Source organism: Photobacterium sp. 1_MG-2023, from assembly GCF_030547945.1.
Lineage (GTDB): Bacteria > Pseudomonadota > Gammaproteobacteria > Enterobacterales > Vibrionaceae > Photobacterium.
On the sequence record NZ_JAUORR010000033.1, the window covers coordinates 1 to 22320 of the forward strand.

General features: G+C 49.0%; 21 protein-coding genes and 1 tRNA gene. 13 read left to right on the plus strand and 9 right to left on the minus strand.

Annotation, left to right across the window (positions count from 1 at the left end):
* Nucleotides 1–540: 540 nt before the first annotated feature.
* Both Q4579_RS20130 and Q4579_RS20135 read right to left on the minus strand, forming a co-directional pair.
* Nucleotides 541–789, minus strand: coding sequence for a hypothetical protein (locus Q4579_RS20130; RefSeq protein WP_303566560.1), 249 nt, complete (start codon nucleotides 787–789; stop codon nucleotides 541–543).
* Nucleotides 790–1180: 391 nt separating this feature from the next.
* Nucleotides 1181–1717 carry a peroxiredoxin-like family protein gene (locus tag Q4579_RS20135; RefSeq protein ID WP_211651332.1) on the minus strand — a complete coding sequence of 179 codons (537 nt, stop codon included), beginning with the start codon at nucleotides 1715–1717 and terminating at the stop codon, nucleotides 1181–1183.
* Between the two features lie 362 nt (nucleotides 1718–2079).
* Here Q4579_RS20135 and Q4579_RS20140 point away from each other — a divergent pair, with 362 nt between their 5' ends.
* Nucleotides 2080–2859: an IclR family transcriptional regulator gene (locus tag Q4579_RS20140; protein ID WP_303566562.1), complete on the plus strand. Its 780-nt coding sequence runs from the start codon at nucleotides 2080–2082 to the stop codon at nucleotides 2857–2859.
* Nucleotides 2860–2869: 10 nt separating this feature from the next.
* On the opposite strand, the gene Q4579_RS20145 is transcribed toward Q4579_RS20140, so the two are convergent.
* Together Q4579_RS20145 and Q4579_RS20150 are read right to left on the minus strand one after the other, a co-directional pair.
* Nucleotides 2870–3631, minus strand: coding sequence for an IclR family transcriptional regulator (locus Q4579_RS20145; protein WP_303566563.1), 762 nt, complete (start codon nucleotides 3629–3631; stop codon nucleotides 2870–2872).
* Between the two features lie 341 nt (nucleotides 3632–3972).
* A complete protein-coding gene (locus Q4579_RS20150; protein ID WP_303566564.1) occupies nucleotides 3973–6060 on the minus strand; it encodes a TonB-dependent siderophore receptor in 2088 nt (695 codons plus the stop codon).
* 376 nt (nucleotides 6061–6436) lie between these two features.
* Between Q4579_RS20150 and Q4579_RS20155 the strand changes: the two genes are divergently transcribed.
* On the plus strand, nucleotides 6437–8431 hold the full coding sequence (locus tag Q4579_RS20155) for a methyl-accepting chemotaxis protein (protein WP_303566565.1): 1995 nt from the start codon (nucleotides 6437–6439) through the stop codon (nucleotides 8429–8431).
* A gap of 67 nt (nucleotides 8432–8498) precedes the next feature.
* Here the strand turns inward: Q4579_RS20155 and Q4579_RS20160 are convergent, their stop codons facing one another.
* The 4 genes from Q4579_RS20160 to Q4579_RS20175 form a co-directional block, all read right to left on the minus strand.
* Nucleotides 8499–9353 (minus strand): hypothetical protein, encoded by an 855-nt coding sequence (locus tag Q4579_RS20160; protein ID WP_303566566.1) that lies wholly within the window; start codon nucleotides 9351–9353, stop codon nucleotides 8499–8501.
* 295 nt (nucleotides 9354–9648) lie between these two features.
* Complete coding sequence (gene trxC / locus Q4579_RS20165) at nucleotides 9649–10083, minus strand: thioredoxin TrxC (protein WP_303566567.1); 435 nt, start codon at nucleotides 10081–10083, stop codon at nucleotides 9649–9651.
* Between the two features lie 194 nt (nucleotides 10084–10277).
* The gene (locus Q4579_RS20170; RefSeq protein WP_303566568.1) at nucleotides 10278–10481 is read right to left on the minus strand and encodes a hypothetical protein; all 204 of its coding nucleotides are present in this window, start codon (nucleotides 10479–10481) and stop codon (nucleotides 10278–10280) included.
* Between the two features lie 292 nt (nucleotides 10482–10773).
* Entirely contained in the window at nucleotides 10774–11901 is a 1128-nt protein-coding gene (locus Q4579_RS20175; RefSeq protein WP_303566569.1) for a M14-type cytosolic carboxypeptidase, read from the minus strand.
* Nucleotides 11902–12011: 110 nt separating this feature from the next.
* On the opposite strand from Q4579_RS20175, the gene Q4579_RS20180 reads away from it, so the two are divergent.
* From Q4579_RS20180 to Q4579_RS20220, 9 genes are all read left to right on the plus strand, one after another.
* Nucleotides 12012–12449: an NUDIX domain-containing protein gene (locus Q4579_RS20180; protein ID WP_303566570.1), complete on the plus strand. Its 438-nt coding sequence runs from the start codon at nucleotides 12012–12014 to the stop codon at nucleotides 12447–12449.
* Between the two features lie 136 nt (nucleotides 12450–12585).
* Nucleotides 12586–12676: transfer RNA gene (locus Q4579_RS20185), tRNA-Ser, on the plus strand.
* Between the two features lie 411 nt (nucleotides 12677–13087).
* Nucleotides 13088–13741 carry a LuxR C-terminal-related transcriptional regulator gene (locus tag Q4579_RS20190; RefSeq protein ID WP_303566571.1) on the plus strand — a complete coding sequence of 218 codons (654 nt, stop codon included), beginning with the start codon at nucleotides 13088–13090 and terminating at the stop codon, nucleotides 13739–13741.
* Nucleotides 13742–13941: 200 nt separating this feature from the next.
* Complete coding sequence (locus Q4579_RS20195) at nucleotides 13942–14415, plus strand: hypothetical protein (RefSeq protein WP_303566573.1); 474 nt, start codon at nucleotides 13942–13944, stop codon at nucleotides 14413–14415.
* A 90-nt stretch (nucleotides 14416–14505) separates the two neighbouring features.
* The gene (locus tag Q4579_RS20200) at nucleotides 14506–15045 is read left to right on the plus strand and encodes a hypothetical protein (RefSeq protein WP_303566574.1); all 540 of its coding nucleotides are present in this window, start codon (nucleotides 14506–14508) and stop codon (nucleotides 15043–15045) included.
* Between the two features lie 60 nt (nucleotides 15046–15105).
* Nucleotides 15106–15810, plus strand: a complete 705-nt coding sequence (locus Q4579_RS20205; RefSeq protein ID WP_303566575.1) for a hypothetical protein — start codon at nucleotides 15106–15108, stop codon at nucleotides 15808–15810.
* A 16-nt stretch (nucleotides 15811–15826) separates the two neighbouring features.
* Nucleotides 15827–16540: a fimbria/pilus periplasmic chaperone gene (locus Q4579_RS20210; RefSeq protein ID WP_303566578.1), complete on the plus strand. Its 714-nt coding sequence runs from the start codon at nucleotides 15827–15829 to the stop codon at nucleotides 16538–16540.
* The gene (locus Q4579_RS20215) at nucleotides 16537–18987 is read left to right on the plus strand and encodes a fimbria/pilus outer membrane usher protein (protein ID WP_303566580.1); all 2451 of its coding nucleotides are present in this window, start codon (nucleotides 16537–16539) and stop codon (nucleotides 18985–18987) included. Before Q4579_RS20210 ends, Q4579_RS20215 begins: the two co-directional genes overlap by 4 nt.
* Nucleotides 18984–19889 carry a hypothetical protein gene (locus Q4579_RS20220; RefSeq protein ID WP_303566581.1) on the plus strand — a complete coding sequence of 302 codons (906 nt, stop codon included), beginning with the start codon at nucleotides 18984–18986 and terminating at the stop codon, nucleotides 19887–19889. Before Q4579_RS20215 ends, Q4579_RS20220 begins: the two co-directional genes overlap by 4 nt.
* Before the next feature lie 84 nt (nucleotides 19890–19973).
* Here Q4579_RS20220 and Q4579_RS20225 read toward each other — a convergent pair whose 3' ends face one another.
* The gene (locus tag Q4579_RS20225; RefSeq protein ID WP_303566582.1) at nucleotides 19974–20420 is read right to left on the minus strand and encodes a DUF3429 domain-containing protein; all 447 of its coding nucleotides are present in this window, start codon (nucleotides 20418–20420) and stop codon (nucleotides 19974–19976) included.
* A 184-nt stretch (nucleotides 20421–20604) separates the two neighbouring features.
* Between Q4579_RS20225 and Q4579_RS20230 the strand changes: the two genes are divergently transcribed.
* Together Q4579_RS20230 and Q4579_RS20235 are read left to right on the plus strand one after the other, a co-directional pair.
* On the plus strand, nucleotides 20605–21093 hold the full coding sequence (locus tag Q4579_RS20230; RefSeq protein ID WP_303566583.1) for a nucleoside deaminase: 489 nt from the start codon (nucleotides 20605–20607) through the stop codon (nucleotides 21091–21093).
* Nucleotides 21090–22319, plus strand: coding sequence for an MFS transporter (locus Q4579_RS20235; RefSeq protein WP_303566584.1), 1230 nt, complete (start codon nucleotides 21090–21092; stop codon nucleotides 22317–22319). The genes Q4579_RS20230 and Q4579_RS20235 overlap by 4 nt, the downstream gene beginning before the upstream one ends.
* Nucleotide 22320: the final 1 nt, after the last annotated feature.

Below are 22320 nucleotides of genomic sequence, written 5' to 3' on the forward strand. Positions count from 1 at the left end.
CTATGGATTCCCGCCTTCGCGGGAATGACGGTATTTTGCATTGACGATAGAAAAATGAATCACAGCTCTAGGGAAAATTCATGGATGAATTGTATGAAATTCGTCGTTCCCGCGCAGGCGGGAACCCAGTGATTTTCATGCGCTGAATTCTCGTCTGGGCGCAGTGAATGATTCTATTGAAGGACTGAACTTTGCTGTGATTTTATCTGTTCAATGAAGATTTTTGTGTGCTTTTAACCCGGCGCTCTATGGATTCCCGCCTTCGCGGGAATGACGGTATTTTGCTTTGGCGTTATAAAAAGGAATTACAACCAGCCCAAACCAAAGAATCAAAAGGCATTTTACTTTGACGACATAAAAAGGAATCACAACCCCAGGAATGATTGGTTTTGAAAATGATAAATGCCCCAAACCAATTGAGAGCTTAAAAGTTGATCCAACATTTGGTGTCTTGATTGACCTATTTGATCGGACAAGCCTTTTCACTGTGCGAGTATACGATTTGAAATTGTTAAATATTGCTCGTATCAATAAAGTTCATCAGTCGAGAAACCAGTTCGTCGCATAAATCACGAAAATGATGAGAAGAGTGAGCAGGACTGGGATGGCTAGCATCATGGCCAACTTTTTCATAAAGCTTGGTTTATCAAATACCACACCTTTAGATTTTCTCACCCGCTTCTCTTCATCAAAATGCCATTTAATCGCGAAGTAGGCTCCAATCGCTAATACAATAAGCTTGAAAGCTCCAGCAAAGTACGGAAAGAAGTTAGCCCAACTACCGTTCATTCTCTATCTCCATCAAATTAAATATCGATTTTGCGGTCGCATCATCAAAGGTTCATGTTTAGTGCGCACCCAAAGTCAGGTGTTCTAGCTAGAGCAAGTCTACTGCTCGCGCTAGCTGTCCACAACATTCTTTGCAATAGCTGTCGTAATTGGTGGTTTGCTCAATAAGAAAAAGCACTGGCACATTGATGTCCAATAGTGACTTTGCCAACTTCTCACATGACCTACATCAGGCATTTGAACTCAGAAACACTGGATTCCCGCCTGCGCGGGAATGACATAAATTCATGATTTTACGTGGGGAAATATTTTTTTGGCGCGCATTTTAAATGCTGAGTTCGGCACTGTTCTTAAGCGCGCCATACCCCCATCCCAATGATTCAGCCCGGATTTATCCCTGATACGTCCCACGAACCGGATAGTTGTTTTCTGGTGTGCGCAGCCACTGCAAACCAGCGACCAGAGTTTTTAGATCGGGTCTGGCGAAGGGGATATTGGAGTAATCTGCAATTTGAATTTTGCCTTCTGCATTGATGACAAACAAACCGGGTTCCGCAAAGACATGATCGGTTTCCTGAGCGGAGCGGGGTTCAGACAGATAAAGCCCGAGCGATTGAGCCTGCGCAATGGTGAGTCCGTAGGCAATCGGGAACGAGACATCCAGTGCTTCAAGATGGGCTTCCAACTGTGCCTGACTGTCCATGGAGGCGGCGATGATATCCACTCCGATTTCAGCCAGATCAGCTTTCAAGGTCTCTAACTGATTCAGGTAACGGGTACAGAGCGGGCAGTGCTTACCCCGATAGATCACGACCAGCCGCCAGTCTGCACCTTGGGCTGGCGTTCCCAGTGAGATGGATTGACCAGAACGCAATTGTACCGGGATTGATGGAAAAGGCGTGCCGGGTTGAGGTTGATTGAGCGCCATGACATGTATCCTTCGTTTTCATTGAAATCTGTTGGGTCATTAGAACGGGATGGGTCCGATTTATTTCAGTCGGCATGATTGGATTGTGAAACGATGCATTGTGGCAAAACAGCGCGCTCACAGCGTCGTTCGTGATCCTGTTATTGATCAGCACCAATGAAGTGTATAATACCAATCGCAGTCAATCACTGGTCATCCTAGCTTGTTCAAATGTTTGATCACTGCGTTAGATTTTTTGATTGTAGAATAACTACTTATCTAAAAAATCCGCCTTGTTCTCAAACATTTTTCCTGCGCTATTTCTGATCATTGACTTACTTTGATTGGTATAACCTGGTTCAAAAAGAAATCGATTGAAGCCCATGACGACAAATAAGCCCGCGGCCCGGAAAGAAAAAGGGTCGACCATTGAACGTGTCTTGCAAATTCTGTCTTTTATTTCTGAACATGAAGGTCTGTATGATCAGCATGAACTCGCAGAAGCAATGAACTTGCCGAAACTGGCGACCGGAAAACTGGTGGCTCAGCTGAAAACGCTGGGCATTTTGCGCGAAAATATGCTCAGAAAAATCATCGCCGGGCCAGAATTCCGCCAGATGGCTCTGGCCGTATTACGCAATAAGGTTTTTGCATCCCAGCGAACCGCGGTGTTAGAAAAACTGTCTGCTCAGATTGGGGAAACCTGCGGCGTTTCTGTGCCGAACGGTATCGAAATGCTTTATTTTGAGCGGGTTCAGACCAACTGGCCGCTGCAAATTAACCTGCCGATTGGTAGCAGTGTCCCGCTGGCCGCCACGGCATCCGGAAAATTGTATCTGGCGACTCTGCCGGATCATGTTCGTCAGGTGATTCTGGATAATATCGCGCTGGAAGTCTTCACTGCACATACTCTGGTTGAGAAAGCGCAGCTTGAGCAGGAACTGAAAACCGTGCAAGCGCTGGGTTATGGCCGCGATAATGGCGAGTTTATTGATGGCATGGCTGCTGTGTCTGTGCCCATCGCACGGGATGGTTTAACGCTGGGCTATCTGTTCTGCCACAGCCCGATGGTGCGGCAATCGCTGATGGATCTGGAAAGCCATCTCCCGGCGATGCGGGAAGCCGCAGATGAAATTATGGATCTCATGATGGCTGATGGCTGAGCGTCGTTTTTTACTGCGACATCAGAAACTGCTGAAGCTGATCCCGTGTTCGCGACAGATCCGGCAAGAAAGTCAGTAACTGATCCAGATTCTTCCGGGTTTTCGGACAATGGCAGAACAGGGAAGCCAGAAACTTCCCGTCTTCCGACAATACTGGAATCGCCACAGCCACCAGTCCATCGATGAATTCTTCGTTATCCACACTGACCTGACGACCCCGGATCAACCGGAGTTCCTGTTCCAGATTTTCCCGCTCTGTGTGGGTATTTTTGGCCAGCTTGATGAGATCGGTCTGATCAAAGATCCGGTCACGCTGCGCTTTGGTCAGTGTGCTAAGGAAGAGTTTGCCGGATGCGGTCGCCCAGACCGGTGTTTTCATGCCCAGCGGAAGCACGATTTGCAGCGGCCAGTTGGTCTGAATCCGCTCGTGATAGACCATCCCATTGCCATCTGGAATGGCGATGCCGCAGGTTTCATTCACCCGCCGGGACAACCCGTGTAAAATCGCCTGCAACTGAGCGCGGCGCTCATTATGGTTGTTCAGGTTCAGCGCAATCCGTTTAAGTTCAGCGCCCGGATACACATTCCCCCGCTCATCTGCAGTCAGAAATTTTTCTTCATCCAACTGCTGAACCAACCGATGATACGTCGGTTTAGGGATATCAGAATGAAAGATCAGATCCGGTAAGGGCACGGGCTGCTCATGGCCGGCAGTCTGCGTCACTATTTCAATAATACGGCTGACGGCGTTGGCTTTATTTTCATTTTCCATTCTGTCTGAATTCGTTCGCGCCTGAATGCCGGGAATTATAGCTCGTCCGCCTGAACGCTAAAAGGTTGATTCAACAGTGCATCGTTAAAGACAGGCTCAGTTTTTCCCGGAAAAGGCGACGGGATCACAAAGGTCCGGCCAGACCGGCGATTCACCAATCTCTGCGAGCGTTGTGTGGATCGGTACAGCTTGATGAGAAATCATGAAATCAACCTTAAGTGATGTGATTTGTATCACTTAAGGTTTAATTTGTCGTGGTGGCGGGATTTGGTTCAAAAAAAGAAACCCTGCTCACAGAGCAGGGTTCCGGGGGGCGACAGTGTGAAAGCAGGGGGGAAGAATTACCAGCGGTAATTCAGGGTCGCAATCACGCTGCGCTCTTCACCGTAGTAGCACCAGTAGTCACACGCTGAGACATATGCTTTGTCAAACAGGTTACTGACGTTCAGCTGGGCTTGCCATTGACTGTTGATGTCATACTGCGCGCGCATGTCAAAGACGGTATAAGCGGGTACGTTGAGCTTCTCTCCGGAATAGTAGCCGACAGATGAACCGATGTACCGGACCGCGCCACCAAGCGTCAGAGCTTCCACACCCAACTGAGCAAAGTTGTAATCAGCCTGAGCTGAGGCCATATGGCGCGGGATCAGGGCAGTTTGTTGTTTAGGGGCACCTTCAGACGGATTATATTTACTCTTGTTGTAGGTGTAGTTCACCGCCAGTGTCATCTCCTCAGTTGGCTTGAGGATACTTTCTACTTCAACGCCTCGGGAGTTCACTTCCCCGGCCTGTGTCTTTGCACTGGAGGTTTCGGAAGTGACCAGACCATTGTTTTGTTCAATGCTAAACACGGCAAGATTCACGTAACCGTCGATAAACGCTGGTGTATATTTCACACCCGCTTCAACCTGTTCCCCTTCCAGCGGTTTGTAAACTTTGTTGGTCGTCGGGTCGATGGATGCAATCACCTCGAAAGATTCAGCATAGCTGATGTAAGGAGAAAGCCCGATATCAGACAGATACATCAGTCCGCCGCTCAGCGAAAAATTATCGGTCGAAATGTCGTTACCGTCGTTTTTCACGCTGACATCATCAAACCGGCCACCGATGGTTGCAATCCACTTTCCGTCAAACTTCAACTGATGTTTTGCATACAGGCTGGCTTGTTCTTTTTTGATTCGGGCATAGGTTGTTGCATTGGGATTGGCGGGGGTAAATTGCCCGTACACAGGATCAAAGGCATTGATCGTTCCCATATTTGCACTGTTGTTCGAACCATCTTTGTTTTTGAAGTACTGGAGATCCAGTCCCATCAGCAAGGTATTTTCAGTTCGATCCCCATACCAGGTGCCAATCACCTGATTATCCAGACTGTAGCTGTCGGTTGTGCCGTCTTTGTACGTCAGCCCCCGCGCAAGCTCGGCTGAACTGTCGCTGCTGAAAGCATACGTGCTGCGCAGCAGCAAATCCGTGTGGGCATATCGTGCATTCTGCTTGATGTTCCAGGTATCGTTCAACTGATGGCTTAATTCGTAGCTCAATGCAATTTGTTTGTTTTGATTGATGTCGTAATCCGGCTCTCCCAGATTGGTCGACGGATCAATCTTACCCTGCGGTGTATCTGTTAAGGTGCCGTAAACCGGGAAGAACGGGTTGGTTGGCACCCCCTTGTCTTCCTTGTAGCTCGCCAGGAAAGTGATCGTGGTGTCGTAAGAGATGTCCCAGGTCAGACTCGGCGCGAAGTAGTACCGGTTGTTGTCAGTGCCATCCAGCGTCCCGTCACGCTCACTGGCCAGACCGACCAACCGATAGCGCACGCTGCCGTCGTCATTGGCATCGTCCGAAATGTCGACGCCCAGACGTTTCAGGTGACGGTTACCGGTCTGGAATTGAATATTGCCTTCCGGTGTATCGGTCGGACGTTTGCTGATCGCGTTCACAACACCACCCGGAGGGGCTTCACCATAAAGCACAGACGCCGGACCTTTCAGAATTTCAACCCGTTCAAGACCGAACGGCTCCAATGTCCAGACATAATAGCCCGTCGTGAAAAGGCGGTTCCCGTCTAAATAAGTTGCTGCATCGAAACCACGGACTTTAAACCAGTCTGTATCTGTATCTGAACCATAAGGTGAGGAGAGTACACCGGCCTGATAGCGGAGCGCTTCATCCAGTTTCTGGAATTGATTCTTCTCCAGATTTTCCTGATCAACAATTGCCATCGTGCGTGGTGTTTCCGCCAGCGGTGCTTCCACTTTGAGTGTTGAAGCCGTCACCACAATGGTTTCAAGATCCGTTTCGGCGACGGCATTGGCTGCATCTTCGGCCATGGCTGGCAGCGTGAATGCAAGCAGCGAAGCAGGCAGACAGATCATTTTGATGGACGCACCAAGCCGACTCAGGCTTGGATGGGAGTGAGTCGAAGTCATTTGGATACCCTGAACAAATCGTAAAAATATTCGAATTAATAATTATTTTGATTTGCGATTATACTGATCGTTTAGGTACGGGGTGTGACTTTGATCAAGTTTTTATGTCCATTTAGCATAAAAAATCAATAAACCACAGATTTATGCTATTAAGTATTGATCTTGGTGCATAAAAAGTTCAATGAAATGTATCAGGCAGCTCAATGAAATGGATGTGACGGCGGCATAAATATTCAAAAGATTTAATGTATTGTGTGCTTTTTAGACATTTTCCGCATGACATGCTGAAAAAATTCATACTTTGATGACAAAGCGTTCACAATCAAATTCACTATCATTATATTGGTGGGACATTGATGTGAACGGACAAGCCAGTATGAAATTATCCATTGCAAGGAAGCTGAGGATAAGCTTCCTTTTATTGACCGCACTTTTTCTTGCGGCTGCGATTCTCCTTTATCTTCAGGTGTCTAAAGTCGAAACCCACGCAAACTCATTGCTGAATGTGGATTTGCCGACCGTTGATGCCAGCCGATCTCTTCAGCAAAATGCAGAATATTCTTTATCCAGTTTGCGTGCCTATATGCTGGCTGCTGATGAAGTACGTCAGGACAGATACCGTCAGCAGATGGATGATGCATTTGCCAAGGTAGATGAAGAGATAACGCGATTAGCGCAGCATCTGACTCAGGAACAATTGGATTTGGTTCGCATGGACTGGGCAGCCCTGAAAGCCAGTGAACTGGCTGTCGCGACCCTGAGCCATACCCCAGAGAATTTACCGGCACATCATCTCCTTCAGTCTGAAGCGGCACCGCTGGCAGAAGTCGCGCTGGATCAGCTTCAGGCCATGATTAATGAAGAAGAAGGAAACCTGATTGGAGGCGATCGGAAGCGTCTGATGAAGCTGTTTACCGATGCTTACACGACTTTATCGAACGGGGTCGGTGAGCTGCGCGCGTTTCTGATCAATGCGAATCAGGAGAATCTGGATAAATTTGAGGATTACTTACGCCAGAATAACCGCGCTGTTTCTGAAATTGATCGCAAGAAAGACAGTTTGAGTGACAGCCAGCAGAGTCTTTGGGCCCTGTTTAAAGAAATGCAGGACTTGTATTTGCCGATGGCGACGGATGTGGTTATGCAGCGTCAGGCACAGGATTGGAATAAAGCGTACTACCAGTTAGAAACTGAAACCTTGCTGGCGGTTGAGCAGCTGGCAATGACGATTGAAACTGTTGTTCAGGAACAGCAAACCGTTGCGACTCAGAGCGGTGAAGCGATCAGCAGCAGTGTTCAGAAAGTGGTGATGTTGCTGATTGCCATTTCGGCCATTGCCAGCTTGTGTTCACTGGTGATCGCAACCTGGCTGGGCCGTGACATTGGGACACGCCTGCGCAGCGTGGTTCAGCGTGCCGAAGAAATTTCTCACGGTGATTTTTCAGGGCAGGCCATGGCGAACCGGGGCTCTGATGAGATTGCGACCTTGATTGAAGCGGTGAACCGGATGTCAGTTGCCTTATCCGGGCTGGTCACTGGGGTGTCGAATCAGGCAAATGCCGTGAATGCCAGTATGGATCAGTTACTGGCCACCAATTCAGATACAGCCGGTGAGGTCAGCGAGCAGGCAGAGCGGATTAACTCAGTTGCCACTGCGATTGAAGAGATGTCCGCGACGGCGCACGAGACGGCTCAGAACACTCAACTGGCGTCGGAAGATTTGGTGAACGCTTCGTCATTACTGACCAACGGCGAGCAAGTGCTGACGCAGAACCATGAAACGGTTTCAGAGCTGAACGCATTAATCAGTCAGGCGAGTGATATGGTGCAGCAGCTCAGTGCTGACAGCGATCGGATCGAACATGTCACAGAGGTGATTCAGGGCGTTGCGGAGCAAACCAATCTGCTGGCACTGAATGCAGCCATTGAAGCGGCCAGAGCCGGTGATCTTGGCCGTGGTTTCGCAGTGGTTGCCGATGAAGTGCGTTTGCTGGCACAGCGGACGACCGAATCAACGACAGAAATTAATGCCATTGTTGAAGCGATTCAGGGATCCACCCAGCAGGTTGTGAAAGTGATTGAGCAGAGTCAGTCACTGGTGAAAGTCGGGACGGAGCAAACGGCAACGGCCAATGAAATGCTGCGCGACACGGTGCGTTACATGAATGAAGTTTCTCAGAAAGTCAGTGATATTGCCGTCGCCACCGAGCAGCAATCTAATGTGTCACAGTCTGTCGCTGAGCTGGTGCATCAGTTGTCTTCTTCTGCGGATGATGTCTCCGGGAACTGCACTGTTGCCAATCAGACGTCTCAGGCCATTCAATCACAGGTCGAAGACCTCAATCACGCGATGAAGAAATTTGTGGTTTAACCCGAAGTTTGCCTGCTTCAATTCAAAGCCCGGTTTTGAAGTGACCGGGCTTTTTTGGATTTGAAATCTAAGTCGAACACACAAACCACGAACTCGCGTTGGCGGTGATATAGGCTTCGTTATGCCACTCCAGAGGCTCGAGATAAGGTGCGGTACGAATATCCCCTCTGAATTTCTCAGTGATCAGCACCCGGACTTTGCCATTCGCTGAATTTTGCACGGTTCCCCGGTAGGTATACCCCAGATTTCCCCGGCCGGGTTTTTCAAACAAGCAGACACGCTCACCAATGCTGGTATAAATATGTTCGCTTTCGGCCGTCCAGGTCCCGTTGCTGCCAGGCGCTTTGGCTGCTTCGGTCTGGATAATGGTTTCCGGAGGAACGTCCACCAGCTCCCGGTCAATCGTATAAGGCTGATAGCCGAGCGCCATGGCAGATAAGTACCATTCATTGTCTGGAGCACCATCATTTTCAATGACTTTTAACGTGACAAAAGGACCATCCAGACAAAGGTCGGCCCATTGTTCTGTACTATTGATGGCCGCGAAAAAGAGCGGGCGTTCCGCTTCAGTATTCGCCTCGGCGACACACCAGGAGCCGGATTGGAGATGCACCATGTTGCCACCGTTGGCATCGCACACCTGTTTGGCCAGATTCTGATATTCTGCGATATCCTCGCGAGCCTGTTCAGGGGCGGCACTGCAATAACGATAAGTATAGGAATAGGCACTTTTCGGATAGTACCTCCCCTGGTCAATGACTGCGCCATTGATCCGGGCTTCACTCTCACTCAGAAACTCCTGGGTCGTGCCATACATGCTGTAGGTGTTCCCAAAACCCAGTGAACGGGGCAGGCTGCTGCAACCAGTCAGCACCAGAAATCCCGCCATGAAAATACCAATACGATAAGGGGTGTGTTGCATATTCGATCGGCCCGTTTCCTAACATGATGTTAATTATAGGAAAAAAGAGGCAAAAGACATTGCATTAAGGCTGAGATCTTTGCACAGCTTTTACTGACTTCACATTTGACTCAGTGTTGATTTTCTTAAGGAGTCGTATCCGTCCAGTCTTGTTTGCCAGAGAGGGGATTGGGTTGCAGATCGGTGACAGGGTCACGTATGGTGTGACATGCTTTAGCGGGTCGTGTGCGTCCAAAGCTCGAATTGATGACTGAATGAAACAGAATACGGCGCAAGGCCGTATTCTGAGCAAAGATTATTTCGTCAGTGCCTGATTCAGCCATTGATCAAAATGAGATTTCGGCAGGGCGCCATTCAGCGTATCGACAGGCTTGCCTTGTCTGAACACCATGATGGTTGGGATGCTGCGAATGCGATATTGCGCCGCCAGTTCTTGTTGAGCTTCCGTATCAATTTTGACAAAACGTGCCTGTCCGTTTCGCTCGGCAAACACATCTTCAAAAATGGGCGCAAAGCCAACACATGGATTACACCAGGGGGCCCAGAAATCGACGATGACTGGCTGTTCACTTTGCAACAGTGCCTGAAAGTTGTCTGGTGTGCCTTCCAGCGGTTTGCCATCCAGCAGTGCGGCCTTACAGCTGCCACAGGTTGCGTTGTCATTCATGCGTGCCACCGGGACACGGTTCAGCCCTTTGCAATGCGGGCAGCGGGTTGTCATTGTCGACATGGTGATTTCCCATTGATATCCAGAATGTGCCTAATGTACTGAGAATTTGGCAGACAGGAAAGTGCTGTTCAGTCATTATTGCAATCGGTGAAACCGATGATTACTTGCAGGTCAGCAAGGTATCAAAGGCTAATGCCAATCGAATGCATTAGCCTGAATTTAGGAAGGTACTTCGAAACGTGTTGTTGCTGGAATCAGTGCAGTAAACCCAGCTCTTTGGCTTCCTCGATGGTGAGTCCGCATTCGCGAATATCACGCAGCATTTCAATGCGGCGTCTCGCGGCAGCTTGTTGACGTTTATTGGCAGAGACTTTGGCTGATGAGCCAGTTTCGTCTTGCTGATCCCACTTGTGTGTGGCGTCAGCCATATCTGAAAAATCAAGTGAGTTGATAGACACAATAACCTCCTGAAAGCATGATGCGTCGAAATCAGGCATATCTTTATCAGAGCTTTCAGATCCCGACAAAGCAGATCAATCACGCTTTGTGAGCAAGAGCGGATTTGTGACAGGAAGTTGTGGCAAGACCAAAAATCAGCTTTGACAGGCGATGAAACCGGAGTATCTTTCGCCTTTTCGGCCTTGAATCCACGGGCTGGAAAAGCGATCAATTCGGGTGAAAAAAAAGCCAGTGACAACGCACTGGCTTTGGTGGCTTGAAGCGCACAGCGTGGCTGAACGGTTTTGTGCCTTACCGCAGCTGATCAACGACAGCACGAACAGCGGCCAGCATGTCCTGACCAAAGGCCAGACTGCGCTCCGGCGACCAGCCATAGAAGGCATCCGGCTGAATGTTATGGTCTTTAAATGGCATTTCTACTGTGTATGCCAGGCACTTGAATGCTTCCCCGACCCAGGCCGTTCCCATGCTCAGATTCGCTTCACCCGGCGCATCTTTATCGTAGCCCACATCATCCTGAAACTCCGGCGTGATGGTCAGCAGTGCCTGTTTGAAGTTGTGCTCCAGCGTGGCGTGACGCTCGTCATAGGATGGGATCCCTTCACAACCTGCAACAAAGTTGTATGGAATTGCTTCGTCACCATGAATATCCAGGAACATATCCACACCAGTCTGCTGCATCCGCTCGCGTACAACATACACTTCCGGGCTTTTCTCCAGGCTTGGTGACAGCCACTCACGGTTCAGGTTCACGCCCGCGGCATTGGTACGCAGATGGCCACGAATGCTGCCATCCGGGTTCATGTTCGGGACGATGTAGAACACGGCACGGTCCAGCAATGCGCGGCCCACGGTGTCGGTTTCATCCAGTAACCGCTGCAGCAGACCTTCAATGAACCACTCAGCCATGGTTTCGCCCGGATGCTGGCGACCAATCACCCAGATTTTTTTCTTGGTGTCGCCTGGTTCGCCGACTATCAGTAAACTGATATCGTTCCCGTCCAGTGTGCTGCCTAAGGTTTCCAGCTCACAGTTGAAGTTCATCTGCGCCTGATGCAGTAAATCCAGGTGGCGGTCATAGCTGTAAGGAGCAAAGTAAGCGAAGTACATGGAGCGCTGTTCCGGAATCACCCGGAATCTCAGGGTGTCGCCATCGAACTCAGCCGGGATACGGAACCACTCTTCCCGATCATAAGAGGCAACGACATCGTAATCTTTCCAGCCTTCCGGATACGCCGATGTGGCCAGATCCTGTAACTCGAAAGCATGTTCAACCTGAGCCTGAGTTTCCAGACGGAAGTGGAACCATTGGTAAAAATCAGACTGATGGTCTTTGTTGATCTTGAGTTGAATATCATCAGGTTGATCGGCTTTGACAACATGAATGTTGCCGCTTTCGAAATTACTAAAAATTTTCATTGCGCTGAACCTTATCAGGTAATTGAAGCCAAAAGGTTAGCATAGTTCTGGCAAGCGTTTCAGCATGTGGTTAAGCTGAGCCTGCTGCAAATGAAGAAGGGAAACAGAGCGTGACGTTGCATTATTCATCCCGGGCACTGATCCAGATTGCGGATCAGGTATTACTTGTGAAACGTGTTGGTGATTCGTTGAGTTTTTTGCCCGGCGGGCATGTTGATTTTGCTGAAGCGGCGTCTGCCACGGTCGCCAGAGAGATTTTTGAAGAGACCGGACTTGAAGCGCGGATCGGTGCATTGATTGGTGTTGCGGAAAACGACTGGGTTGAAGGCGACCAGCATCAGACAGAAATCGCTTTAATCTTTCGGGCAACTCTGGTGGGGAGAACAGAAGCGCTGCCTGTTGTCTCGCGAGAGCCTCACCTGGAATTCTTCTGGGCCAGACTGTCCGAATTAGATAGCTACGCGCTGCACCCGGTTGCGTTACGGGGAATCCTGAGGGCGGGCACCACTCAGTTTGAAGGCTTTGTGGCTTCAGATTTAGACGCATGATCCGTGTTATTGATTTGATTTCACCCGATCTGCGCATTCAGGAACCGCCCAAAGTTAGGGTTGGTTGTATATTGAGCAGTTGAACTTTTTTTACTTTACAGAGTGGCCAGTAACCCGTAATATTCGCCGCACTTACGGAGAGATGGCTGAGTGGTTGAAAGCACCGGTCTTGAAAACCGGCATACGTTAATAGCGTATCTAGGGTTCAAATCCCTATCTCTCCGCCACATTCGAAAGCCCCGTCATCAGACGGGGCTTTTTCGTTTTGACGCTGCAGGAGCGAATCCGGGATTTGAAAATCCCCCTATACCTTGTTCTGGCTCCGCCACATTCAAAGAAACCGCTGATCACTTGGCGATTTTTTTCGTCTGAATTTTCGTAAGAACGCTGGCATAAAGCCACAGTCTGCGAGCGCAGTCAGAACGCCAGTCTGGCGCTGGTACAGCAGTGCCTATCACTTTCTTAACACTGTCTCAAAGTGTGCCATAATTTAATCCTTTCATCCTTTCCGGAATAACTGGAAAATCCTTTATTAACAGTTGCTTATTAACTCTGTCTCAATATTCTCAACAATGAGATAAGTGAACTTATTTGCTAGGTAGATAATTACAAGGATTGAGTGATATAGGAAAGCCGTCATGTGTTGTAATCCTCAGTTTGTGTTCTACACCCAAAAAAGCATTCAGAGTGATGCGCTGTGCAATGTGCTGAAAAACAGAGGGGCGCTTGATATTGTGCAAGTGTCTGAAATTTCAGAATTAGAGTGCTTCGTGAGGCAAGGAAGCGCGATCTTGATTCTTGATGTTGAGGTTCCGGAAATCGATGCGATTCGTCTGCTGACGCAAAAGTTGTGGAAACAGACGAACAAGTTGATTCTGGCGAATGTGCAACCCGATTATGACTACCAGCTCGTTCGCCAGTGGAAAAATTGCTATGGCATTTTTCCTCAGGACACCAGCTTTCAGTTTTGGATTGCCGGCGCGCAGAAAGTCGCATCCGGTGAATATTGGTTCTCACGTCAGGTGATGGCCGACTTAATTGCATCCTACAGGGAAGATATGCTGGAAAGGCAAAATGCAGTCAGTCAAAAACCAATGACACTAACAAAAAGAGAAGAAGATATATTGAAGCTGATCTTACAAGGTGAGAGCAACGCAAAAATTGCAGAGTTACTATTTCTGAGTGAAAGTACAGTGAAGACGCATTTATATAATGCGTTTAAAAAAATTGATGTCAAGAACCGTCGTCAGGCGCGCGATTGGGCCAGGGAACAGCTTTTCTTGCAACATTAAACTGTCAATTTTATTCAATGATGATAAAAAAGGAGGCGATGCCTCCTTTTTTGTTTCTGTGTCTTGTTCCCATATTTGCTTGACCATAGGATTTCAACTTTGAGTGGATGGCGAGACCATATTCATACTTTTCTCATACTTTACGGTGAAAAAGACACGCTAGAATATTTAATAAGAGAGATGAGAAGCGGTGCTCGAGAATGTCAGACAACAAGATATTTCAAAAACAAATTGGAATCATATTGTGCCTGGTGACAATGTCAGCATCCGCAAATGAAAGTGTGAGATTAAACCTGAAGGGTAAAATCAGTCAAAAGTGCAGTATTTACAATCTGATGGATTCAGTTGATTTATCTGATGTCACAGCAAAAACAATATCCTTCGGTTTTTATTGTAACTCGCCTTTTGATATATCGGTTTCATCTCAGAATGGCGGATTAAAGAGTGGTGGTTATCTTGTTCGATATCAATACTCTTTAGAAATTCCAAAGGCTGGATTAAATATTCACGGTGAGAGTCAGAAAAGCAGGGCTCATGAAAAAATCGTCAATATTGAAAAAGTCCCCTTTGAGAGTCGGGGTCAGCTTCGGGTGAATCTTATCGACCAACTTGAAATGGCTGGCCATTATGAAGAAACACTGAAAATTAATTTGTATCCGAAAAGTCTTTTATGAACATTCATTTTTGTAACCGTGAGTGTTTGTAAGTGAGAGCAGTAAAATAAATATAAATGCGTTAATTATTAAACAATGATGGAGTTTATCATGAATAAGTTTATGTTATCAGCTGCAACAGTACTCGTTCTTTCTTCACTGTCTATGACTGCACATGCCGACGGACGTGACCGCGGCCCACAAAATGGCCGTAGCTGTAATGGCGATGTCTGTGAGCTGAAAATTATCGCGGAAGTTGAAGAGAAGTGCTATTGCCGGTTTGATGGTATGGATTATGTCAACCTGGGCAAACTGAATGCCTGGAGTCCAACAACGTCACAATCTAAAAAGCTGAAAATTTACTGTAATACCCGTAAGGCCGATGTTCAGGTGAAAACCAAAAACGATGGCCTGAAAGGTCTGTATGATCACCATGGTGATGAAGATGTCGAATATGTTATCCAGTCGGGTAGCTACAAGTTTGATACCAAAGCCGATGGTCACAAGGGTTATCAAATGTTTGCCAACAACTTCATGGGCGATTCTCTGGACATCGTCGTAAAAAGCAAACCTTATGACTTTAAGAAAGTTAAGCCGGGTCACAAGTTTGACATCGCTTACTTCAAAGTCACCCCAGTGAAATACCATTAATTGATGCTGGGATAAAAAAGAGTGGGAGCAATGCTCCCACTTATTTCATCAGGAGGGTTTATGCGCTGGTTATTCTTAATGCTATTTTCAATGAAAAGTTTCGCCTTCGGCATTATGCCGGTCACGGTTGAGATTGGCGCATCGGGCAGTCTTGCTCAGCAGAAATTCATGGTCTCAAATGAGTTTGAAACGCCGCTTCAGGTTGAAATTGTTCCCATGGAACTCAAATGGGAAGATGGCGGATATCGTGCCGTGCCTGCGGATGAAGACATTTTAATTCTTCCCGATACAGCCATGATCGCACCGGGGGCAACGCAGGCGGTGATGCTGCGATATCTTGGTGATCCCGCATTAACCCGCTCGAAAGCTTACGTCATCCAGTTTAATCAGGTCATGACGGAAAACAGTCAGAATCAACAGCAAGACGGCAGCCTGGTTTCTATGGCGGTGAGTTACGATGCCGTTGTGACGGTTGCACCGAACCGTGCTCAATCGAATTTACAGCTTGCCAGTGCCAAAAATATCGGGAATGGCCAGTGGGAAGTGCTGATTGAAAATGCGGGTAACAAACACGGCTGGGCAACCAAGGCGGACTGGCAGATACAAACAGCGAAGGGCCCCGTGACCATTGCCGGTAAAGACATTGCGAATTTCATGGATGCAACATTTTTCCCTCCCTTAAGCTCAACCAAGACTATATTTAAGCTAAACAAAGACATAGTGGTTCGTGACCCGCTTTCATTAAAAGTGAAAGAAGTCAATTAAAGCGAAAGGATGAGACATGAAATGGATGTTCATTGCGCTGCTTTGGGGTGTCTCGTGGGGATGTCTGGCACTTGAGGTCGGCCCGCTGGTTCATGAGATTCAGTCAGATGCTGCCGTGCGAAGCACAAAGGTGATGGTCAGGAATAATTCTGCTGCCACTCAGCTGGTTGATGCACAGGTGATGCAACTGCATTTTGAACCCGATGGCTATTCGGCATCCCCGGCCACCCGGGACGATCTGATTGTCATGCCCCCTGCTTTTCGCATTGCGCCCGGACGTTCACAGGTCTTGATGCTGATGTGGACAGGCACTGCGCCGTTAAAAACGTCTCAAAGTTACAGCGTTCAGCTTTCAGCAATGAATCAGGACACTGAGAATCAACGGAATCATATTGCGATCCAGATTAATTACAACGTGATCGTGCATGTTGCCAGTGGTCAGCATCAGGAGCGGCTTCAAAGCACTCCGATTTCGGTCAGGCAAACGCCCAATGGCATCGACTTTATGGTGCAGAATCTGGGCTCTAAATATACAAAACTCAGCCATTACGATTTAAGTTTTTCCAGCCCCGGACAGAATCAGCCAGAAATCTTAACCGGTGATTTGATCGCCAACAGTGAATCGGATGCGTTTATTCCTGCTGGGCAGACAACAGAAATTCACTTGCCGAAAGCACTCTTATCCGGCCGAACTTTTGGACAGGTCACACTGAAAAAGAGGCAGCCATGAGAAAAGGATGCTGTGCGCAAATTGTTGTCTTGTGCGGTCTGTTTTTGGGCAGCATCAGCGGTTTTGCGACAACAGATCTGGTCACCCCCAGAACCATTACCTTTTCCAGTTTGCTGAACTTTTACGGTCAGCCGGTTGGTGAGGCTGTGGTGAAAGTCACACCCGAAAAAAAACTCTTCGTCCAATACGACACCATCGCAAACTTCTTATCCCAGAAACTGACGCCCGAGAAGCTGTCGGAAATCCAGCCGCTTGTGAAAGATGGATTTATCAATAGTGATGATCTGGCGGCCCATCAGATTGATCTGGATCTCAGTGCCACCACGCTTGAAACCTCGATTTCGATTCCCAAATCCATGCTGACCGACAGCGGACTGTATTTGTTTCAGGGGGATGAAACCCTTGTGAATGCAAGACCGATTGACGATTTCAGTGGCTATGCCAATTACTATTTATCTGCCAGTTATCTGAATGACGATCAAAGCGCGCTGGACTGGTTTTCCAGTAACGTCATCGAAACCGGGTTGCGGTACCAGAAAATTAACCTGTTCAATGATTTTGCCTTCGATATTGATGATGAAGACAGCAATGTTTATCGTCTGCTGTCTCAAATCACCTATGACTTTCCGGATGAAGGGACCCGGATGACATACGGGGATTTATTTTTTGGAACCTATGGCTTTCAGAGTGGCGAAAGTATTTTTGGTCTGAATATCAGCCGTGATTTTGGCATCATTCCAACGAAAAATGTCCGCCCGATTGCAAACCAGCAATTTGTGATTGAACGCCCTTCCAGTGTGGATGTGTATATTGACAGTATTCTGATGAGAAGCATTCGTCTGTCGCCCGGCGCATACGATATCCGGGATCTGCCGTTAACGACCGGGGTGAACAATATCCAGTTGGTCATCACCGATCCTTCTGGCCGCCAGGAAGTGATTCAATTCAATATCGCGACTGGGATCAACCTGCTGGCTGCCGGGGAATATGAATACTCGGTGTCCTTGGGCATTGACAGTGAATTGGTGGATGACCAACTGGAGTATGATAAAGAGGATTACGTCTTCTCAGCCGGGTTTGATTACGGGATCACCGAATCCGTGACGGCTGGTTTAAACATGCAGGCCAGAAAGCATGTCACGCAGGCGGGGGTGACCTCCGGATTTGCAAATGCTCTGGGTTTATTTGGGGCTGAGGCTGCTTACAGCCAGCACAAGGTACTGGATGACGGTTATGCTTTGCGGCTGAAGTATGACGCGTTTTCTCCATCTGAAGTGTTTACCTTCAATGCGCAATATGAATATTACTCACCGAAATTTTCAAGTATCAGCGACAGCGAGATTGATAGCTTCGTTGAAAACCCGGATGGGGTCGAACATCGGGTCGATTTGTTTTACAACTATTTTCTGACGGACCGTTTGTCTGCGGGCATTGCCACCAATGCCCGCTATCTGTACAGCCATGATCTGGCTTATGCGGTCACGCCGACCCTCGCTGGTTCCTGGTTCGGAACGGCTGCCAGCTGGAATATCCGGGCGACGTATGAAAATGATGAGGATCCGGATACCGATGAATGGCAGTTCTTTCTGGCAACCTCTATTCCGATCGATGCCTTGCTCAATACGAATCATCAGATGAGCGCCAGTTATGACTCGGTCGATTCCCGCTCTCAGGTTCGTTACAGCTATAACGAAAATATCGGTTCAGTCGGCGGTGTCGGTGTATTTGCGCTGGTTGAAAATAATGACGATGAAAATTTTTCGGGCAGCGTGTCGGCCAACTATACCGGGAACCGTTATATCATGACATTTGATCACGATAGTCTGGTGGATGTCGACGGCAACTATTCAAACCTGAATCGGGTGGGCATTCAGGGTGCCACGGCATTCAGTGGCTCCGATTTTGCCATCGGGCGTCCTGTCAATGATGCCTTCGCCATTATCTCGGTGCATGATTCTTTGTCTGAAAGTCCCGTCATGATCAATCCGGAAGTCGATGGCACATTTGCCGTTCAGTCTGATTTTCTGGGGCCCATGTTGTATCCGGATATTGTGTCTTACCGGCCGCAGCGGATTGATTATGATGTGGAAGATTTACCCATAGGTTACGATCTGGGCGAAGGGGGTTTTGCGATTAACCCGCAACACGGCAGCAGTTACCGGTTAACCATTGGCTCCGACGCAAACATGACAGCGCTGGGGTACTTGTTTGATGTGAGCAGCAAGCCGATTCCGCTGACTGAGGGGCGTGCTGTCCATCAGGGCGATCCGGATTTTGCGCCGGTTGATTTCTTTACCAACAGTAAAGGCCGTTTTGCGATTACCGGGCTGAAACCCGGCGCCTATCGGGTCAGTGTGTTTAGTCAGCAGCCGTTTACGTTTAACCTCTCGATCCCTGAAAGTGCCGGTAACATCATCCGGCTTGGTGAGATAAGGGCAGGACAATGAAAACTTACTTCATTTGCTTCATCCTGATGTTGTGCTCGGTGCCGGTGTGGGCAGCTAAAACGTGTAACTTGTCGTTGCAGAACATCCGACTGGAAAATTCAGGCAGGAATATCAATTACGATATGTTTGAGACGGGCAGTTTTGCTTTGATCCAGAATCACTTAATTGATCTTAAAAATAACAGTCCTGACGGTATGTGCGATACCGTGTTGCTGATTAAACCCCGGCAAAATGCGTTTCGGGGAGCACAGCGTTCGCAGCAGTTGGAATATCAGATTCTGGCAGGGAGAAACTCGGGCGCTATATATGAAAACGGGCTGGCGATTGTGATCCGAGATCTGAAGCCGAAAGAAATCAGAACGGTTGATTATCAGCTGAAATTCGCTTCGCAACAGTATGTGTCGCACGGCCAGTATCGTAATCTGTTTCAGTATTCAGCGGTCGAGTATCCGCTCAACAGAACCAATATCTACGATGAAACGAAATCTGAGTTTCAGGTGCAAGTCAACAAAACGGCTCGTGTCAGTTTGTGGGGAACCAACGACCGCCATCAGTATCAGGTGGATTTTGGAGAACTGGAAACGGGCGAAACACGTCAGTTGACCCCGCAGTTGCTGGTTCAGAGTACGGCGGATTATTCGATTGAATTCCAGTCTCAGAATCGGGGCCACTTACGGCATGATTCCGGTGACAGCCAGTGGGATGTGGATTACGGCTTTTTCGTCAACAACCGGTCTGTCCCACTACAGACGGGGCGCAGTTTACTGAGCTTCCGGCAGCCCGCCAGCGCAGTCGGCGACCGCTACTCAATGATGTTCCGCATCGGGAATGTCCGAAATAAACCGGCCGGACAGTATGAAGATGTCATCACAATCACGGTGACCCCGTCTCTGGTTCATTAAACGAATTTTCTTGCCTTCGTACTGTGCAACGGCAGTCGGCATTTTTTCCTATGTTTTTGAATTAATGCCCCATCACCTTTGGGCTCAGAACAGCATGAGCAGCAGATGCAATACAACGGCCCCCAGAGTCAGGCGGCCTCGGAGTGGCTGATAATCTGCGGGTGCCGTTTCCCCTTCGGTTTGCCGGATAAGCTTTTCCGCAAACCACACGGCCAGATAACCTAAGGCGAGAAGCCCTGTCGCAATCAGTGCATGCTTATTGCCCTGCAAGATGGCCCCCCAGGCCAGCAGAACAAAGAGATTGCTGAGGATGAGCGCATTTTTGCTGAGCCGGTGTGAACTGTGGTCGATGGCATTGCCCCACAAAATGCCGGACAGAAAACTCAGAATGACTGCGCTGTAAGCAATAAACATCTGATGACCGCTCAGCTGGAAGAGCCGGATATCCGCAATCGCGAGGAGCAACGTCACGACAAAAGGCAGTAAGCCCAGATAACCCAGCTGTTTCATGATGGTATTTTGATTCTGCATGCCTCGTTCCTCTTGTCCGACACTGACTTCATGCTGTCTTTTGACTATAGCCTTCTGTGGCGAGGTATTTGTTTTTCGAATACTTTGTAGTGCCGCATTTAATTTAATCTCAGGCGGCTGACCCCGTATAGTTGAACCGATCAAGTCACATCATCGACGAAAACAAGCAGTCAAGAGGCATTTGATGACCCCACTGAATCCTTTCCTTCAGCAGGCAATCGCGCTGGCCGAAGACAATGTCAAACAGGGCGGACGCCCTTTCGGAGCTGTGGTTGTCAAAGATGATCAGGTCATTGCGACGGGTGTGAACCGGATGCAGGCCGATTGTGATCCTACGGCTCATGCCGAGCTGCTGGCCTTGCGTCAGGCTGGCAAAGCCTTGCAATCGCCCAGGCTGGCGGGGTGTCAAGTGTATGCCAGTGGTCAGCCTTGCCCAATGTGTATGGCCGCGATGCGAATGTGCGGTATTACCGAAATTGTGTTTGCCTACGCCAATGAACAGGCTGAACCTTTCGGGCTGTCGACGGCTGAGATTGCAGCCGATCTGTCAAAACCGCTGGCACAGCAACAATGGGCACGTATATCGCATCAGCCCGTCACCACAACGGATCAGGACGTCCATCATTTATATCAGCACTGGCAAAGATTTCAGCAGCAGTCGGATGGCTCATGAAGCATTCGGCTGAACAGCGCAGCATTTCAGATTGGGCCGGATTACTGCTGATTGTCTTGATCGGGCTGAACCTGCGCCCGTTTCTGGTGGCGCCGGGTCCCATCCTGAATACCATCATGCAGGATCTGTCGATGAGCGCTTACAGCGCATCACTGTTGACTTTACTGCCGATGTTTCTGATGGGAGTGGGCGCGTTTATCGCGCCAGTGATTTTGTCACGATATGGCACCCGTCCTGTCGTTTTGTCTGCGCTGACCGCGATTCTGACTGGCTGTGTTTTCAGATTCACGGTTACCACGGAGGTGGCCTTCTTGCTGACTGCAGTGCTTTGCGGGGCTGGCGTTACCTTAATTCAGTCGGCAATGCCGGGCCAGATAAAAGCAACCTTTCCGAAGCATATCGCACCGGCGACCGGGCTGTATTCTGCCTGTCTGATGGTCGGTGGCGCCCTTGGGGCTTATGGGATGCCACATTTGATGCAGATTGGCCTGAACTGGCGTCAGTCACTGGCCGTGCTGGCGGTCCCTGCTTTGGTCGCTATGCTGTTTAGTATGCGATTTCTAGTCGCTGCGGCATCGAAAAAGCAGGACGGCAATCTCGTGAAGGCATTACTGTGCCGTCCGCGCACCTGGACGCTGATGCTCGCTTTTGGACTGGTGAATTCGGGCTATTCCACGCTGGTGGCCTGGCTGGCGCCTTTTTATCAGTCGCTGGGTTGGCGCCAGTCGGACAGCGCCAGTCTGGTTGTGGTGCTTTCGGTCTGTCAGGCCATCAGCGCGGTTGGCCTGCCGGTGCTGGCCCGCCGGTCTCAGGACCGTCGCACCTGGCTTTTTCTGACTGTGGTATTCCAGGCGGTGGGCTTTTATGGGCTGGCAGCCTGGCCTGAAATGTTACCCATGTTCTGGGTTGGGATATGCGGCGCCGGACTGGGCGGAAGTTTTGCTCTGGTGATCGTGACGGCGCTGGACCATCTGGAATCTGCGGAATCGTCTGGCACGCTGGCGGCTTTGATGCAGGGCGGTGGTTTCATGATTGCCGCGGTGGCTCCCTTGCTGATTGCGGGGCTGAAAGACCTCACAGCATCTTACGAAGCAGGCTGGCTGATGCATCTGGGATTTGTGGTGATAACCGGTGCACTTTACCTGCGGTTGAATCCGCGTTTTTATCCGGTGGCAATGGACGTTGCCGGATGCGCTGCGGATCGGCAAAGAATCCCACATGGATAGT